13 protein-coding genes and 2 pseudogenes are annotated in these 17,819 nt (G+C 64.4%); 9 read left to right on the top strand and 6 right to left on the bottom strand.

The window, feature by feature from the left end:
• From TX88_RS32490 to TX88_RS32470, 5 genes and pseudogenes are all read right to left on the bottom strand, one after another.
• Positions 1–920, bottom strand: a pseudogene (locus tag TX88_RS32490) (aldehyde dehydrogenase family protein); the annotation flags it as partial.
• Between the two features lie 447 nt (positions 921–1,367).
• Positions 1,368–1,688, bottom strand: a complete 321-nt coding sequence (locus TX88_RS32485; RefSeq protein WP_044524800.1) for a 2Fe-2S iron-sulfur cluster-binding protein — start codon at positions 1,686–1,688, stop codon at positions 1,368–1,370.
• 21 nt (positions 1,689–1,709) lie between these two features.
• Positions 1,710–2,984, bottom strand: a complete 1,275-nt coding sequence (locus TX88_RS32480; protein WP_044524793.1) for an NAD(P)/FAD-dependent oxidoreductase — start codon at positions 2,982–2,984, stop codon at positions 1,710–1,712.
• Positions 2,984–4,246 (bottom strand): cytochrome P450, encoded by a 1,263-nt coding sequence (locus tag TX88_RS32475; RefSeq protein ID WP_044524791.1) that lies wholly within the window; start codon positions 4,244–4,246, stop codon positions 2,984–2,986. Before TX88_RS32475 ends, TX88_RS32480 begins: the two co-directional genes overlap by 1 nt.
• 474 nt (positions 4,247–4,720) lie before the next feature.
• The gene (locus tag TX88_RS32470; RefSeq protein WP_244438733.1) at positions 4,721–5,866 is read right to left on the bottom strand and encodes a sensor histidine kinase; all 1,146 of its coding nucleotides are present in this window, start codon (positions 5,864–5,866) and stop codon (positions 4,721–4,723) included.
• A 221-nt stretch (positions 5,867–6,087) separates the two neighbouring features.
• Between TX88_RS32470 and TX88_RS32465 the strand changes: the two genes are divergently transcribed.
• The 6 genes and pseudogenes from TX88_RS32465 to TX88_RS35500 form a co-directional block, all read left to right on the top strand.
• A complete protein-coding gene (locus tag TX88_RS32465; protein ID WP_044524789.1) occupies positions 6,088–6,786 on the top strand; it encodes a response regulator in 699 nt (232 codons plus the stop codon).
• Positions 6,787–6,978: 192 nt separating this feature from the next.
• The gene (locus TX88_RS32460) at positions 6,979–8,085 is read left to right on the top strand and encodes an NDMA-dependent alcohol dehydrogenase (RefSeq protein WP_044524788.1); all 1,107 of its coding nucleotides are present in this window, start codon (positions 6,979–6,981) and stop codon (positions 8,083–8,085) included.
• A gap of 312 nt (positions 8,086–8,397) precedes the next feature.
• A complete protein-coding gene (locus tag TX88_RS32455) occupies positions 8,398–9,897 on the top strand; it encodes an aldehyde dehydrogenase family protein (protein ID WP_044524786.1) in 1,500 nt (499 codons plus the stop codon).
• A gap of 48 nt (positions 9,898–9,945) precedes the next feature.
• Positions 9,946–10,350 (top strand): SCP2 sterol-binding domain-containing protein, encoded by a 405-nt coding sequence (locus tag TX88_RS32450; RefSeq protein WP_006438776.1) that lies wholly within the window; start codon positions 9,946–9,948, stop codon positions 10,348–10,350.
• Between the two features lie 34 nt (positions 10,351–10,384).
• The gene (locus tag TX88_RS32445) at positions 10,385–12,016 is read left to right on the top strand and encodes a fatty acid--CoA ligase (RefSeq protein WP_044524782.1); all 1,632 of its coding nucleotides are present in this window, start codon (positions 10,385–10,387) and stop codon (positions 12,014–12,016) included.
• A 165-nt stretch (positions 12,017–12,181) separates the two neighbouring features.
• A pseudogene (locus TX88_RS35500) lies at positions 12,182–12,515 on the top strand (IS256 family transposase); the annotation flags it as partial.
• 53 nt (positions 12,516–12,568) lie between these two features.
• Here TX88_RS35500 and TX88_RS32435 read toward each other — a convergent pair.
• Entirely contained in the window at positions 12,569–14,344 is a 1,776-nt protein-coding gene (locus TX88_RS32435; protein WP_044524777.1) for an acyl-CoA dehydrogenase, read from the bottom strand.
• Positions 14,345–14,457: 113 nt separating this feature from the next.
• Here TX88_RS32435 and TX88_RS32430 point away from each other — a divergent pair, with 113 nt between their 5' ends.
• The 3 genes from TX88_RS32430 to TX88_RS32425 all read left to right on the top strand — a co-directional run.
• Complete coding sequence (locus TX88_RS32430) at positions 14,458–15,054, top strand: TetR/AcrR family transcriptional regulator (RefSeq protein ID WP_044524776.1); 597 nt, start codon at positions 14,458–14,460, stop codon at positions 15,052–15,054.
• Positions 15,055–15,757: 703 nt separating this feature from the next.
• A complete protein-coding gene (locus TX88_RS34450) occupies positions 15,758–15,907 on the top strand; it encodes a hypothetical protein (protein WP_162563255.1) in 150 nt (49 codons plus the stop codon).
• Between the two features lie 62 nt (positions 15,908–15,969).
• Positions 15,970–17,819, top strand: a 1,850-nt coding sequence (locus TX88_RS32425) for a type IV secretory system conjugative DNA transfer family protein (RefSeq protein WP_244438732.1), incomplete at its 3' end; no start/stop codon positions are given.

Genomic DNA, 17,819 nt, shown 5'->3' with positions numbered 1-17,819 from the left:
TTTAGGCCGTAGCGGGTGTCGTTGGCCAACCGGATCGCCTCGGCCTCGGTGTCAAACGGGATCACCACCGCCACCGGGCCGAAGATCTCCTCGCGGCTGCAGCGGGCCTGCTGGCCCAGTCCGGTCACGACGGTGGGCAACACACCCCAGCCCTCGCCGAGCCCACCGGTGACGATGGAACCGCCTTTTGACTCGATGGTTTCGACGTAGCCGCGCACCTTGCGGTAGTGCTCCTGGGAGGCCAGCGGGCCGATCTGGGTGGTTTCCTGTTTGGGGTCGCCGACCACCATCGCCTGCGCCGCTTGGGTGAACCGGCGCAGGAACTCGTCGTAGATGTCGCGCTGCACATACAACCGGGACCCCGCCAGACACACCTGGCCGGTGTTGGTGAAGATCGCCTTGATCGACCACTCCACCGCGGTGTGAAGGTCGGCGTCGGCGAACACCACGTTGGCGCCTTTGCCGCCGAGCTCCAGGCTCACCGGTGTCAGGTTGCCCGCCGCTGCCCGGGCGATGATCCGGCCGGTGCCCGATTCACCGGTGAAGGTGATCCGGTCGACCTCGGGGTTCTCGGTGAGCGCCTGCCCGGCAGAGTCGGGCCCGTAGCCGTGCACCACGTTGAGCACGCCCGGGGGCATGCCGGCTTAGATGGCAAGCCTGCCCAGGATGGTGTCCTCGGCGGGTTTGAGCACCACGGTGTTGCCCCACGCCAGCGCCGGGGCGATCTTCCAGGTCTCCAGCATCAGGGGGAAGTTCCACGGCGCGATGGCCGCTACCACTCCGGCCGGCTCAAACCGGGTGTAGGCGTGGTGGCCGCTGTCCATGGGCAGAACCTCCGCGGTGGCCAGCCGCGCATGGTCGGCGAAAAACCGGAAGTTCGCCGCAGCACGCGCGACGTAGTTGCCGCGGGCTTGGCTGATCGGCCAGCCGGTGCAGGATCCGGCCCCGCCCCCGTATGTTGACGCCGGTTGAAAAGTAGGCTAGCTAGCTAGAACCCACCCCGTCGCGACTGGCCCGGTTCTCAACCGTCGTCAACAATGTCGACACCACCCCTGTCGCGCAACCGATTTCACCGAAGCCGACGAAGGTCGCGGTCAACGACGCCCAAGGGTCGCGGCGGGGCCGGTCGATGCCGCAGATCTGAGGATGACCCGACGGATCCGGGACCTGCCGACGATGCGGACGAGCAGTCGGCAAACCCGACCTCGACCTGGCTAGCTTAGCTGATAGGCCATGACGTACTTTGCTGTCAGCCTTCCCCGATTCTCGTCGGGGATTCCGGGGCCTGCCTCGCAATCGCTGGGACTGGCCGATTAGGGAGGGACTGTCTCGATAACGTGTGTAGCTGCGGTCTCGGGTCGGGGTAGCTAATGTTGTGCAGCTGGTGTCCGTACGACGATGCCATCCAAAGTCGGGCAAATCTTGATTTGGCAGCCGAGTCGGGATGTGTGGTCTACGCCATCACAGAATTCCAGCATTGACACCTCTTGGTCGCTGCTGGGCGGCAGTTTGTCCAACCAGTCTGCATCGACGTGCACATGGCATGTCGCGCATGCGCACTCCCCGCCGCAGTCCCCGTCGATGCCTGGCACGTTGTTATTGATGGCGATTTCCATCAGTGACATGCCGTCTTCGGCGTCAACGCAGCGGCTCGTACCGGTGTAGTCGATGTAGGTGATCTTCGGCATTTCGATTCCTTTATCAGTGGGTTAGAGGGAGGTTGGGGACGTTGCGCGGGTAGGGCCGTTGACCGCCGCCGCATGGGCTGTGAGGGGGAGGCTCTCGTCGGCGAGTTGCGTCGGGTCTACCTCTGCGCGTTCGGCGATAAGGGTTTTCGACGCCATGAATTCGCGCGGCCGGTTGATTGCATCGACGGCCAGCAGTTTCCCGGCGCGCATGTAGAAGGCTGCAAACGATGCTGAGGCCGGATCACCCCGGATGATCACGTCGTCGTAACCTTCGTTGACGCCGGCCGTCTGTAGTTTGATGTTGTACTGGTCTGACCAGAACCAGGGGACTTGACGGAACGGCTCGTCTCTGCCGAGGATCGCTGCGGCGGCCGTTTTGGCCTGTTCGATGGCGTTGTGCACCGACTCGAGGTGAAGTGGTCGGCCGTATATGGGGCTCGGGTACTGGGTGCAGTCACCAGCTGCGTAGATGCTAGGTGCGCTCGTCTGGCAACGGCTGTCCACGACGATGCCGCTTTCGCATGTCAGCCCAGCTGCTAAGGCTAAGTCGACGTTGGGGAGCAATCCTATCCCGACTATGACGAGGTCTGCGTCGATGTACTCGCCGCTATCGAGTTCAATGCGTGCGGTGGACGAGCTGTCGTGGATGCGTGTGACTGTCGTTGCGCACCGAATCGTCACTCCTGCTCGCCGGTGAGTGTGTTCGAAGAAGCGGGCCACCGTCGGACAGGTGACCCGTGCCAAGACGGTGGTTTGTGCTTCGAGGACGGTCACGGTCAACCCGAGTTCTGCGGCTACCGCGGCGATTTCAAGGCCGATGTAACCACCGCCCACCAGGACCAGCCGTGTCCCGGGATGGAACTGGGAGCGGATCCTGTCTACGTCGGTCACTGTTCGCAGGTAGTGGACGCGGGGGTGATCGGCACCAGGGCAGGCCAGCGGGCGGGGGCGGCCGCCGGTGGCCAGCACCAAGTGATCGAAGCTGATAGCGCGGCCGTCGGTGAGCCGGACGCGTCTGTTTTCGGTGTCGAGCTCGCTCACCCGAGTGTCGACCATGACATCGACCTGGGCTTGCTGGTAGAACGCCGCAGGGCGTAGGTACAGGCGGTCCAGCGGGAGGGTGCCGGCCAGGAAGGCTTTCGACAGTGGGGGGCGCTGATAGGGCAGCGCCGGCTCGTCGCCGAGCAGGGTGATCTGCCCCTCGAACCCTCTTTGTCGAAGGCTGGTGACTGTCTGTGCGCCAGCCTGGCCGGCACCGACCACCACAACGGCTTCGGTCACGCCGGTGTGGATCATCAGGCGTTGATGCGCACGGGCAGCGATTCGTAGCCCTTGACGAACGGTGAGAGCACGCGGGTCGGTTCTTGAAGAACCTGGATCTGCAGTGGGTCCGGCCACCGTTTGAGGATTTCTTCCCACAGGATGTTGAGCTGTAGTTCGGCGAGTCTGTTGCCGACGCAGCGGTGGATGCCGAACCCGAAGGACAAGTGCTGGCGGGGCTTGGCGCGATCGATGATGAACGTGTCGGGATTGTCGATGGCCTCGGGGTCCCGGTTGCCGGACACGTACCACATCACGACTTTGTCGCCCTGGCGGATGTGCTTGCCGCCGAACTCGATGTCTTCCAATGCGGTACGACGCATGTGCGAAAGAGGTGTTTGCCACCGGATGATCTCCGACACCATAGAGCTGATCAACGCCGGGTTGGCGGACAGTTTGCGGTATTCGTCGGGAAATTCGTTCAGGGCCAACACACCGCCCGTCATCGAGTTGCGGGTGGTGTCGTTGCCGCCGACGATCAGCAGCACGATGTTTCCGAGATATTCCTCGGGCGCCATGTGTCGTGTTGACTCCGAATGGGCCATCATCGAGATGAGATCGTTCTTGGGTTCGGCATTCACGCGCTGGTTCCACAGCTCGGTGAAATACGTCGCGCACTCCATCAGCTCGGCCATGCGCTGTTCTTCAGAATCGATGATCCCGCCACCGGGCAACGCCGTGGTGACGTCCGACCAGCGCGTCAACTTGGCGCGGTCGTCCCAGGGAAAATCGAACAGCGTCGCCAGCATCTTGGTGGTCAAGTCGATCGACACCCGATGCACCCAGTCGAACTCTTCATTGATCGGCAATCCGTCGAGGAGGTCCGCGGTGCGCTGGCGAATCACCGATTCCATGGTGGCAAGGTTTTCGGGCGCCACGATCGGGCTCACGGTCTTTCGCTGGACATCGTGTTTCGGTGGATCCATGGCGATGAACATGGGAAGCGATGCTGCGGCGTTGTCGTCCATGATGGTGATGCCGCCACTTTTAGCCTCCGACGAGAACACCTTCGGGTTGGTCTCGACTGCCATGATGTCGCGGTACTTGGTCACCGACCAGTAGGGGCCGAACATGCTGCTCTTGCAGTAGTGAACCGGATCCTCTTCGCGCAGGCGTTTGAAATAGGGATGCCAGGTGTTGTCCCGGAACAGCACGGGATTGCTCACATCGATGTCCTCCAAGGCCATCCCGTACGCCGCGTTCGTCGCGTCGCTGGCGGCCACCGTCATTTGGGTCATGTTGGTCCCTTCTCAACCTGGTGCTCTACAGAAAAATGGGCGCATGAGCGGAAACATGTCTCGCCCCAACCGTTGTGCGCGCCGAGCTGTTCCACCTCGACGTGCACCCCGCGCGGCTTAATGTGACCCTCAACACCATTAAGGGTGATAAGTGAGGAGGCCGACGACAAGTGGCCCGCGGGCCACGTCATGACCCCTGCGGGCCACGTCTGGAAGAGGCCGGATGCGGACGTAAGCCGCACCGGACATTCGAGCTACCGCCGATCGGCGAAGTTCCTGCCGGGCAATCCGGTGCCCACGCAGACGGGCTGGAGCCGATTCGTCATGCTGCGCCGGACATTGCGAATCGTGATTGCGATGGTGACTGCCGCCCCCTTCGTTCCCATGATCGATCACGCCCGCGTGGGCCAGTGGGCTGCGTGCCGTTGGCGGCGCCGACAACTGGCCGACGAGGCCCGCGGAAAGTTGTCCGGACTACCAGCGCGGAGCGGGGGGCGGGTCTGGTTGCGGCGCGGTGATGAGCGGAACACGGAAGGTCGCGACGAGCCCACCACCAGCGCGAGCGGCGAAATTCACCCGACCACCCATTGCGTCGGTGATCTGCTGCACGATCCACAGCCCCAGACCGGCGGTGCCGCGCTGACCGCCGGCACTGACGTACTTTGCTGTCAGCTCTCCCACTTGCTCGTCGGGGAATCCGGGGCCACGGTCGGCGACGGCGATGACGAGGTCGTTGCCGTGTCGACTGCACGTGACGTCGACCGGCGCGCCGCGGCCGTGGCGGGCTGCGTTTTCGAGCAGGTTGGTCAGCACCCGACGCAATCCCTGCGCGTTGATCGCGACAGCACTCAGGTCGGCGGTCATCGCAAGCTGTAGGCGTGGCGCAGTGAGGCCTACCGCATCGGCTGCTGCGGTGACGATATCCGCGACGTCGACTTGGCGTACCCTGCCCCCAGAAAAGGTGGGGCGTCGGCTCAGCGCGACGTCGGAGAGTGCGTCGAGCATGTCGACGACATGGCGGGTGTGCCGGCTGGCCAGCTGCAGGCTGGTGCTGCGGTCGGCGTCCGTCATCGGCGAGATGCCGGCCAGTGCATCGAGCAGTGCCTCCAGCGAGGCGATGGGGGTTCGGAACTCGTGCACCAGCACCTGCAGCCCGTCCTGTTGGGACTGGTAAGACGTGAGCAGCCGTGAACGCAGATCGCGTTCCTCCTCGGCCGCGGCGTGCTGGGTCTCGGCTTCGACCAGAGCGCGCAGTCTGGAACGGTGTTCGCGCTCCGCCAAGGTCGACAGGCCCGCGGTGAGAACCGCCGCGAACAACAGATACAGCGCCCACCAGCTGGCCTGGAGCCAAGGGGTGAGCGCCGTTGCTGGCGTCGATGAAAAGGGCACGATCACCGCGGTGTACGCCAGACCCAAAAGCGTCGATAACAGCAGAGTCTCGATGAATGACAGCCGGGCCGCCGACGCGATGACGACTAAGGGAAGTACCGCCACCACCGGGCTATGCGGTCCACCGGTGAAGGCGATCCAGGCAAGGGTGATGGCACTGTCAGCCAGGGCGACCGCCCAGGAGTACCGGGTGCGGCGTGCCTCGAATTTCGGGTTGGCCAGCAGCACCACTGCGTACACCGTCGCCGCAATCAGAATGCCCACAGCCGCGGGCACGTGCTGGCGAACCCAGGCGGGTCCCACAAGCACCAGCACCCCGACTGACGCCACTACCGCCATTCGGACTGCCACCACAACGCGGGCCAGTCCGTATTCGCCACCGTCGACAAGTGCGGTGACCCGGTTATGCAGTCTCATCGACCTTATCCTGGGGTGCGGCTAACATCGTCACAATGAAGCCTAGCGGCGGCCGGAAGGGGATCGTCGTGGCTATCGTCGATGACCACGAACTGTTTGCGCAGGGACTAGCCTTGCTGCTCACCCGCGAATGGGGGGACATCTTCACCGTGGGGGGCCAAACCAGCTATGTCGAGGAGGCGGCCGACCTCGTCGCGGACTGCGCCGCTGACGTCGCGATCGTTGATCTGACCATGCCCCCGCTGGGAGGACTGGCTGCGATCCGCCACATCAAGGGCCGTAGCCCCACGACCCGGATCCTCGCGCTGTCGGGCACCGATGATCTCGACCTGGCCGAAGAAGCGTTGCGTGCCGGAGCCGACGGCTTCCTGCCCAAGACCGCACGGCCCGAAGCGCTGGCAGGCCCTCTGTGGACGATCGCCGAAGGCATGCGGGTTGTCGATGGCGCCGTCCTCGATGACCTCCTGACCCAGACCCGCCGACCCCCAAGTGAAGTGCTAGAGCATTTGTCCGATCAGGACCTGAAGTTGTGGACGTTGCTGGCGGCAGGGCTGGAGAACGCGGAGATGGCCGACCGATTGCTGGTCTCGGAACGAACCGCCAAGCGCATGGTGGCCACGCTGCTGAACAAGCTTGGCGTAAGCAACCGGATCAGCGCTGCTGCCTTGGCGGGCAAGTTCGGGTTGCTAGACATCAGCGATTACCAGACTCGGCGCCTGGCCCGTTCGCCCTAACTTTAGCTGCGTTAGTGAGCGCCGCGAATCTGGTCGCATGCAGCTGACTCTGAGAGCCGTGCAAGGCTGCGCGAGGCGTGCTCGATCTGCGTGGCACTCGTGGGCCACTGATGGCACGGGCGGCCCTGGTGTGTGCGCCACATCGTTGTGACGATGGGCACACGACATCCAACATGTGAGGAAGAATCAATAGTGAAGACGAAGGCTGCGGTTCTGTGGGGCCAGAACGAGAAGTGGCAGGTGGAGCAGATCGACTTGGATCCGCCCGGTGAGGGCGAGGTGCTCGTCAAGTTGGCCGCCAGCGGTCTATGCCATTCCGACGAGCACCTCGTTACTGGCGACCTTCCCTTTCCATACCCTCTGGTGGGCGGACATGAGGGCGCTGGCGTTGTCGAAGCGGTGGGACCCAATGTCGCCGATATCGCCGAGGGCGATCATGTCGTGATGATGTTCTTGCCCGCTTGCGGGCGATGCTCCTACTGTGCCCGCGGAATCGGGAACCTCTGCGACTCCGGCGCCGCGGTGATGCTGGGACCGCAACTCGACGGAACCTACCGCTTTCACGCGCGGGGGGAAGACGTCGGTCAAATGTGTTTGCTCGGAACGTTTTCGGAGTACACCGTCGTTCCTGCTGCGTCGGTGGTCAAGATCGATGACGATATTCCCCTGCACACCGCTGCATTGGTGGGGTGCGGGGTAACCACCGGTTTCGGCAGTGCAGTGCGTACCGGCGAGGTGCGGGCGGGAGACGCCGTCGTGGTCATCGGGGCCGGCGGCATCGGCATGAACGCGGTCCAAGGAGCGCGCATCGCCGGTGCCCGCATCATTATGGTGGTGGACCCTGTTGAGTTCAAGCGCACCAAGTCTCATGAGTTCGGTGCCACGCATACCGCCTCATCGATCGATGAGGCGTGGAACGCCATCAGTGACTTGACCCGCGGCAGGCTTGCCGATGTCTGCATCGTCACCACCGGTGTCGCCGAGGGCGCCGAGGTGGGCCCAGAACTGAGTCTCATCGGTAAGCGGGGTCGTGTCGTGGTCACCGCGATCGGACACCCGGAGGAAACCACTATCACGACAAACCTTCTTGAGCTGACTTTGTATGAAAAGCAGATCCGTGGATCGCTATTCGGCTCATCCAACGGCCAGCACGATATTCCGCGGTTGTTGGAGCTCTACGCTCTCGGCCAATTGAAGCTCGATGAACTCATTACCACCGAGTACGACCTGGAGGACATCAATCACGGTTATGAGGACATGCGGTCGGGCAGAAATATCCGGGGCGTCATCCGCTATTGAGTGGGTCTTTGGACGGTCACCTAGCCGTTCGCGAGACCAGGATTCGGGCATGGCTCGCGCGCTAAGCCCGGGAAGCGTGGCGGCTCCAGGAGACTCATGCCCAACAACATTGACACCGCTGGCGAAGAGTCGGTGACCAAGATCTGCCGTATCGACGTCCTTTCCGGGGAACGTAGTCGGACGGTCCCGGCCGTGACCGTGTTAGACCCGAGGTCGGTGAGTCATCACCGGACACTGCACAGAGCGCCCACCTACAGCGCGGCGGGCTCGCCGCGCTGTACAACAAACATGCAGGCAAACTAAGGAATTGTGATGACCACGCTATCAATCGACATACCTGAGACGCTGCAAACGTTTTTGCGTGGTGCGTCGGCGAGCATCGTCATCGGGGCGGACAAGCTTGGGGCCGCCGACGGAGCCGAGGCTGTGACCACCGATCCGGCGACCGGCGCCGTATTGGCCACCATCGCAGCGGGTGGTCCGATCGACGTGGCGCGGGCGGTCGACGCGGCGAGCGAGGCATTTGAACACTGGCGTCGCCTGAGCCCGGCCGCCCGCGGCCGGATATTGCTCGACGTCGCTGACGCGATCGAGGCGCATGCCGAGGAACTCGCCACTCTCGAGACGCTCGACAACGGCAAACCGCTGACGGAATCGTTGTACATCGATATCGGCTTGGTTAGTCAAATCTGGCGCTACTTCGGTGGCTGGACAACCAAACTTGGCGGCCAGACCCTGCCCGTCTCACCACCGGTGGGCGAGGCACTGGTGTATACGCAACGGGAACCGCTGGGCGTCATCGGCGCGATCGTGCCGTGGAACTTTCCGCTGCTAATCGCGTCGTGGAAGGTGGCGCCCGCCCTGGCCGCCGGCAACACGGTAGTGCTCAAGCCGTCAGAGCACACCTCGCTGACCGCATTGCGGCTGATCGAGATCGCTCTCGAGGCAGGACTACCTCCGGGTGTGCTCAACATGGTCACCGGGCTCGGTTCTTCCGCCGGGCAGGCCCTCATCGAAGACCCCCGAGTGGCCAAAGTGTCGTTCACCGGCTCGACGGAAACCGGTCGTCGGATAATCATCGCCAGCGTACCCAGCATCAAGAAACTCACCCTGGAACTGGGCGGCAAATCAGCCAACATTGTCTTCCCGGATGCCGACCTCAAAGCCGCGGCCCAGGGGGCACTGGCCGCCATCTTCCTCAACCAAGGGCAGGTGTGTTGTGCAGGGTCGCGCCTGTTCGTTCACCGCGACGTGCGTGCCGAACTGCTCGCCGAGCTGGAGACCGCGGCCCGGGCGATCGAGCTCGGTCACGGCCTTGATGACAGCACCGAGATGGGGCCCCTGGTCTCAGCCACCCAGCGCGACCGCGTTGAAGGCTTCCTGCGCGCCGGCACCCAGGAAGGCGCCACCCTGCTCTGCGGCGGCCAGCGGCCCGGCGGCGCACTGAGTCACGGCCACTTCTTGACGCCGGCCATCTTCACCGACGTCGACGACGCCATGACGATCGCCACCGAGGAGATCTTCGGGCCGGTGCTGTCGGTGTTGACCTTTGACGACGAAGCCGAGGCGGTGCGCCGGGCCAATGCCAGCGCGTACGGACTGGCAGCGGGGGTGTGGACCGACGACCTCAAACGCGCGCACCGAGTGGCCAGGGAGCTTCAGGCTGGCACTGTGTGGGTCAACTTGTACAACGTTTTGGACCCCGCGGCACCGTTCGGTGGCTATAAGGCGTCCGGATACGGGCGCGATCTTGGCGAGGAGTCCCTGCTCGGCTTTACCCAGACCAAGTCCGTGTGGATCGGCTTGGACTAGCCCGAATCTTCCGGCTTTGGCGATCAACGACACGAAAGGATCACCGCCATGGGCGTTTTCACTGACGAGGCAGAGGTGCACAAATACATCGGCGGGGTGTTCGAGAAGGGCCTAGCAGATCCCGACATCGGGCCCAAGCTGTCCGCCTCGGGTGTTGTGCTGCAAATCAACTACACCGATCCCGAGGCGATTGTGACGGTGGACCTTCCCAACGCAACAGTGCTCGCCGGCGCCACCGACATCACACCCGATGTCGAGTTGTTCATGTCGGCAGACACCGGTAACCGATTCTGGCAGGGCAAAGTGAACCTGTCGCTGGCCATGGCCAAGGGTCAGGTCCGCGCCAAGGGCCCGGTGCAGAAAGTCATCAAGCTCGTCCCCACCGCCAAACTGCTCTTTCCCACCTACACCGCGATGCTGGCCGCCGACGGCCGCAGCGACCTCGAACTGTGAAGGTCGACATCGCTTGTGGCGGGCGGAATCGCTGATGCACTCGACCATGCAGGCCGCTCCGCTGTCGGTCGCCTCGATCCTGGCGCATGCTAGCGGCGTACACGGCGCCAAGCAGGTGATCAGCGCCACCGAACAGGGCCTTCGCGCTGCAAGCTACCGGCAGATCGGCCAGCGGTCGGCCCAACTGGCCTTGGCGCTGCGACGTCTCGGTGTGACCGGCGACGACCGCGTCGCCACGTTCCAGTGGAACAACCAGGAACACCTGGAGGCCTATTGCGCGGTACCCGCCATGGGTGCTGTCCTGCACACGATCAATATCCGACTCTCGGCCGATCAAATCCGCTACGTGGTCAACCACGCCGAAGACACGGTCATCATCGTCGACGCGTCCCTGACGCCACTGCTGGCCCCGCTGTTGGCGGATGCGCCCTCGGTGCGGGCGGTGGTGGTCACTGGCGGCGGCGATGCTGTCGAGCTGCTGCGGGGCAACGGCCCCGAAGTAGCCCATTACGACGAGCTGCTCGCCGCTGAGGGTGACGAGTTCCCTTGGCCTGCAGTCGAAGAAACCTCCGCAGCGGCAATGTGTTACACCAGCGGCACTACCGGCGACCCCAAAGGGGTGGTGTACAGCCACCGATCCTTATACCTGCATTCGATGGCCGCATGCACCACGAACGGGCTGGGCATCGGCGAGGGCGATCGCGTCTTGCCGATCGTGCCGATGTTTCACGCCAACGCATGGGGGCTGCCCTACGCAGCGCTGATGGCAGGGGCCGACCTGCTGATGCCCGACCGATTCCTGCAGGCCGAGGCGATCAGCCGGATGGTGCACGAACAGCGCCCGACCATAGCGGGCGCCGTACCGACAATCTGGAATGACGTCCTCTCCCACACGGGACGCGTCGGCACCTGCGACTTCTCATCGCTGCGGCTGGTGGTCTGTGGCGGATCCTCGGTGCCGCGCGCCTTGATAGAGGCATTCGAGGAGCGCCTGGGCGTCACGGTGTTGCAGGCCTGGGGAATGACCGAAACCTCGCCGCTGGCCGCCATCGCACGCCCGTCGGCAACGGCACCGCCCGAGCGGGCACAGGAGATGCGAACGACCCAAGGCCGCCCCGTGTGCGGAGTCCAGATGCGTCTCGTCGCCGATGACGGTTCAGTGCTGCCGCACGACGGTCAAGCGGTGGGGGAACTGGAAGTCCGCGGGCCCTGGGTAACAGGCGCGTACTACCAGGGTGCCGACGACGACAAATTCCACGACGGCTGGTTGCGCACTGGGGATGTCGGGCGCATCGACGCCGACGGCTTTCTGACTTTGACCGACCGTGCCAAGGATGTCATCAAATCCGGCGGCGAATGGATTTCATCGGTGCAACTAGAGAACATCCTGACCGGGCACCCAGCCGTGTTCGAGGCGGCGGTAATCGGCGTGCCCGACCCAAAATGGCAGGAACGCCCCCTCGCTGCGGTCGTGCTGCAGGATGGACTCCACATTGCGCCCCAAGAGATCAAATCCTGGCTGGCCCAACAGGTTCCACGATGGTGGCTTCCCGAACAGTGGACGTTCATCGAGCAGGTTCCCCGCACCAGTGTAGGGAAGTTCGACAAGAAGCTGCTGCGCGCCTACCATGCGGACGGCAAGCTCAGCATCACCACGGTGCGGTGACTGCTAACTGCAGCGTTGACGCGCGACCATTTTCGTCCCCCTTTGCAGGATGACTACGATGATCTGGCAATTGCGCAGCATCCATCGCAGCTAAGCCGCTGACACAGCCACGCACGGCGATCACCGCGTCAGCGACAGCGACGCGCCGTCAACATCGCCTGATCGTTGGCGTCTGTGGATGCGACCGTCGCCGCGTACCCGACCATCAGTGTGGCGATGGCAGAGATCGCCGAGAAAGTGCAGGAAGGTCGGCTGCGATGGCGGTGGATGCCGGACACTGCAGGTCATGTGGGAGCTGATGGAAGCCGACGTGCTCGGCTGGCCGGCCCGACGGGCGCCACGATGCGGCCCGCCGGGCGGTGCGGCACGGCCAGGAACGCGCCTCGGTGACATTGGGCGGTCGTTGGGTGCCGGTGTCCCGTTCGCGGGTGCGGGCCGCCGATGGGTTCGGGAGGTGGCGATCGCCCCCTATGAGCTGTTCAGCTCGACCGAGGTGCTGGTGGCGAGTCCCCGTTACTGAGTCCACCTCACCCTGGTTTCTGGGTAGCGGTATCAGAACCAGCTTGGTACGGCATCCACCGTCGAGGTATCTAGGCTGGCTAGCAGATCGAACAGGGGGCCGACCTTGGGCAGTTCATAGGTGAAGAAGAATCTGCCCGCGGCACGCTTGCCGTCGTAGAAGTCGCCGTCGCCGTCCGCGGCGGCCAGCAACTGCTCCAGCCAGATCCACGCCATCACCACATGGCCGGCCGCTTCCAGGTACAGCGTCGAATTCGCCAGTGTCACAGAGATATCACCGGCAGCCCACAGTGTGCCGGTGATGTCGACCAGCCGGGTAAGCGCACCGCGCAGGGCATCGGCATGCTGCCTTGTGCCGACGTGCGTTTCGGCCTTGTTGATGGTCGCGGTGATCCGCTCGGCCAGCAGTGTCAGCCCGGCGCCGTCGTGCATAACCACCTTGCGGCCCAGCAGGTCCAGGCCGTGGATGCCGTGTGCGCCTTCGTGGATGGCGTTGAGACGGTTGTCTCGGTAGGCCTGCTCGACGTCGAACTCCTTGGTGTAGCCGTATCCGCCGTGCACCTGGATGGCCAGGCTGTTGGCCTCCAGGCACCACTGCGACGGCCAGCTCTTGGCGATCGGCGTCAGCACCTCCAGCAGCAGGTGGGCGCGGGCGCTGTCGGGTTCGGTGCCCGAACGCTGCTCGTCGACCAGGCGGGTGCAGTAAAGGCCCAGCGCCAACGCACCTTCGACATAGGCCTTCTGCGCCAGCAGCATTCGCTTCACGTCGGCGTGTTCGATGATGGCCACCTGCGGCAACGACGGGTCCTTGGCGTTCACCGGGCGGCCCTGGGTGCGGGCCTTGGCGTATTCGACCGAGGCCAGGTACCCGGCGTATCCTGTGGCGGTGGCCTGCAGCCCGACGGCCACCCGCGCCTCGTTCATCATGTGGAACATATACGCTAGGCCCTTGTGCTCCTCGCCGACCAGGTAGCCGACCGCGCCGGCATCGCCCGCGGGTCGATGCGTCCCGTCGCCGAAGTTGAGCAGGGCGTTGGTGGTGCCGTGATTGCCCATCTTGTGATTGAGCCCGACGAGCGCCACGTCGTTGCGGGTGCCGTCGGTGAGGTACTTCGGCACGACGAACAGCGAGATGCCCTTGACGCCGGGGCCACCGCCGGGAGCCTTGGCCAGCACCAAGTGCACGATGTTCTCGGTGAGCTCGTGGTCACCGCCGGTGATCCACATCTTGGTGCCGGCGATCCGGTAGGTGCCGTCCCGGGCGGGCACGGCCTTGGTGGTGATATCGGCCAGCGACGACCCCGCCTCGGGTTCGGATAGGCACATGGTTCCGAAGAATTTCCCTTCGAGCATGGGGCGCACCCACGCGTCGATCTGCTCGGGGGTGCCGTATTCGACCAGCAGGTTCGCGTTGCCGATGGTCAAGAACAGGTAGGAGGTGGTGGCGGGATTGGCGGCGCGGAAGAACGTCATGGCCGCCTCGGAGACCACCGCGGGCAGCTGCATACCGCCGACGGCCTCGTCGAACGACCCGGCCAGCAGCCCGGACTCAGCGAAGGTGTCCAGGGCATCCTTGATCTCGTCGATGAGCACGACCTTGCCGTCTGGGCCGACGGTGGGCTCGACCTGATCGCCCTTCTTGCGGTGCGGGGCAAAGCGTTTGGTGGCGATGTCGGCGGACAGGTCCAAGACCGCGTCGAACGTGTCGCGCGAATGCTCGGCGTAGCGGCTGCGCTCGGTCAGCTCTTCGACGTTGAGCCACTCATACAGCAGGAAGTCGACGTCACGCCGGGAGATGAAGTCAGCCATCGGGGAACCCTTTCGCGAAACGAAAACATTAGCGAGCGCTAATATTCTTAGCGTGCGTTAATGTCGCATGATGTGCCGGGCTTGTCAACGAACGAGGTACAGTTTCACACGCCATGACCACCGACCGGCTCGCCTCGTCCGCCGCCGCGGAGCGGATCCTGTGTGCGGCGATCGAGGTCTTTGCCGAGTCCGGATACGGCGGCAGCTCGACGCGGGAGATCACTAAACGGCTCAACATGAGCGCCACTGCGATCTACCCCCACTATGCGTCGAAGGAAGAACTGCTCTACGCGATCGCCCTCGACGGCCACAGCAGTTTGCTTCAGGCCATCAAGGGCGCCGATGCGCAGGCCAGGGCCGCGTCCGGTAATCACACCGAACGGCTCAAGGCGGTGGTAGCGACCTTCACGATCTGGCATGCGGAGAACCGCAAGAAGGCGCGCGTCGTGCACCACGAACTCCACGGGCTGACCCCGTCGCACTACCGGTCCATCGCCGCGCTGCGGCGCCAAACCATGGCGTATGTCGGCGCCATCATCACCGACGGGATCGACGCCGGCGAGTTCCATGCACAGTGTGGCGACGATGTCGTGGTTGCGATCTCGTCGCTATGCGTCGATGTCTGCCGCTGGTTCCCGTCGCGGCAGCATAGCTCCCCGCACAAACTCGGTGCGGTGTACGCCGACATCGCCGAACGTCTGGTGCGCTAATGTGCCGCGTCTCGTTGACTATATGACGCGAGCCGTGCGAGGAAATGTGCCAAAGCGGTTGTAATCAACGACATTACCATCCGCGGAACCTACAATGGCAAGGTGCACTGCGCGGTGGTCCTGGATACATTATGCCGATGGTTCTTCGGTTCGTCGGCGACTCCAACCAGACTCCCGCACTGACCATCAATACGCTGACCGCAACCATCAGCAATCGTCACCCGCAGGCGGGTGGGGGGGAGCAAATCACTCTGATTCGGCATACAGTGCGGATTCGCGCGTGGTCGTTGTGTTGCAGCCGGCCGGGGAAGGCGGTCCCACCACCCTGGTGAGCGACTGTAGCGCGAAGGCTCGTTCGGCGAGATCAATTTTGCTTGTGGCGGATTTCGCCGAGCGTCGGTGGAGGCCCCGGGCGCTGCCGCCGCGACATGTGACTGCGGTGACGCCGCACGACGATCCCGCTGCGTACTTTGGCGAGCATTGCCTGGTTGTTTGATTGCCCGTCAGTGACGACCACCGAAGGTGGGCAATCATGCCCCGTCGACCGAGGTGTGGAACTCGAGGCCGGCCCACCCCACAACTATCGGGTGTGGTGAGCAACGGGATCACCCCAGTTTTCGCAATCCATCTTCACCCATTCGACAATTGTCGAATGGGTGAGTGAACACCGGGCCCGTGGCGCCGCAACGACAGCCCGAACGTCGTGCGGGGGACCCTCTTCTGTGGGCTACGGGCCGGCCAACCCGTGGTGGTGTGGACCAACGACGACAAGCTGCTGCTCAGCGTCGTTCGTACCGCGCGCCCCGCCGCCACTCTGGAAGGCCTCTACGCGTGGTGGTCGTCGCACTCCTAGCGCACCGGGTGTTCAACTGCGCAGAAGCTCCAGTTGCACAGCCGCCCGCCACCATGTAGCCCATGAGCAAGCGGCCCGAGCCCTATAGCCCGTACTGCGGGCTGGTCGTCAACGACAACGAGCAGTACGAGAAAGTCCAGGGCGCACCGCATTTGGCGATCAGCGCGCCCACGCGCACCGGTAAGACGCGACGCCTGCTGGCCCCGGCGGCGGTGCTGCATCCCGGACCCCTGGTGGCCGTGTCCAGCAAGGAGGACCTCGCCGAACTGGTGCTCATGCGCCGTGGCGTCACGGGCCCGACCGGGGTCATCGACCTGCGCCCGGAGAAGACGCTCGTCTGGCCGCAAGGGGTGCGGTCCATGGTCAGTGATCCCACCGCGTCGATCGGGTCGGCCGACGAGGCTCTCACGGTTGCCGAGACCATGCTCGCGACCTCCGGTGTCGGGTTCGGTGGAGCGTCCAGCGGCCAAGCGGTGGCCGCTGGCGGGCTGTGGGAGTCGACGGCCAGCCGCCCGCTGGCGTGCCTGCTCTACGCGGCCAGCCCCCAGGGCAACAGTCAGGGCATGCCCTGGGTCCTCGAAGCCGTCGAGAACCTCGGGGTCGACGACGAGGACGGCCCCGGTGGTCAGATGTCGCTGGACGCCACACCGTCCTGGATGACCGCGGCCGCTCTGTGCCCGCACCCGATGCTCTCCGACCCCATGCAGCGGGTGCTCACGATGAACAGCCGCATGCGCGACAGCGTGGCCATCACCGTCTCGAAGGCCGTCACCCCGTGGGTGCGTCTCGGGCTCAGCGCCACCGAGCATCTCGACCGGCTCAGCGCAGTCGACGAGCTGAGCATCGAATCCTTCGACGTCTCCATGCTCGACGAACCCGACGCCAGCCTGTTCGTCATCGCACCCAACACCGGCACCGTCGCCGGTGCTGCGGTGGCGTTGATCGACTCGATCATCCGCCACTTCCGCAAGCGCACCGCTCAGCACCAGCTCGAACATCGCCTGCTGCTCGAACTCGATGAGGTGTGCAACTCCTGCCCGCTGCCCGCGCTACTCAACTACGTGGGCGAGTCGGCGGGCCTGGGCGTCAACATCATGGCCACCGTGCAGGCCTCCAGCCACTTCGACGTCGTGTACGGACCCAAGTACGCCGACGCGCTGCGCGCATCTTCCCCGGCACCGTCGTTATGTACGGCGCGCATGAACGCCTTTTGCTCGAACAGGCGTCGCACTGGCAGGGCCTGGCCACACGTCGCACCGAGTCCTATGAGCCCAACGGCGGAAGCCGTTCGCAGTCATCACAACTGGGCGCGATCATCGACTGGCAGGAACTGCTTCCGCAGAGCTACGAGGAGGCTCAGCTGCTGCTCCGGGGCACCGCCGGTCGCCGTGTTCAAATACCCGACTGGAGCACGTTTCTCGACATCTACGACAGTGCGATCGACACCCGCCGGCGTCGGCAGCAGACGGTCGCAGCGTCGGCCTGAGGCGGTAGGGCGCATGGTCTTCGTCGATGCCGACCGCGTGGTCGCCGTGACCGATGCCAGGAACCTCGTCGACTCGATGCTCGCCGGAGCCCGCCTGGGGCGGATGACGCACATCGTGCAGGGCCGCGAGGTGGTCGCCCACCTCGTTCCACCCGCGGCGCGGATCATCGACCAGGACGCACTACTGGCCGCGATGGCTACGGCGCTGCTCCGCCATGAAGCCCAGATCATCGGTCAGAGAACATCGCGCGCCGCGGGGACCGACACCGGGCGGCTGTTCGCCTGGGCGTGGCGCACTGACGCTCGGCTTTTCACCAGGTTCCTCGAGGAGTTCACCGAATTGCTCAGCACCACGATTGGCCGGCCCTACAGCACCGCCGACGCGTTCGACCTTCTGCGGAGTGCGCTCCGCGACGCCGGTCTAGG

This window comes from Mycolicibacterium septicum DSM 44393, from assembly GCF_000455325.1.
Taxonomy (GTDB): domain Bacteria; phylum Actinomycetota; class Actinomycetes; order Mycobacteriales; family Mycobacteriaceae; genus Mycobacterium; species Mycobacterium septicum.
Note: the sequence above shows the minus strand (reverse complement) of the source record. Positions and strands in the feature narration are given on the sequence as shown.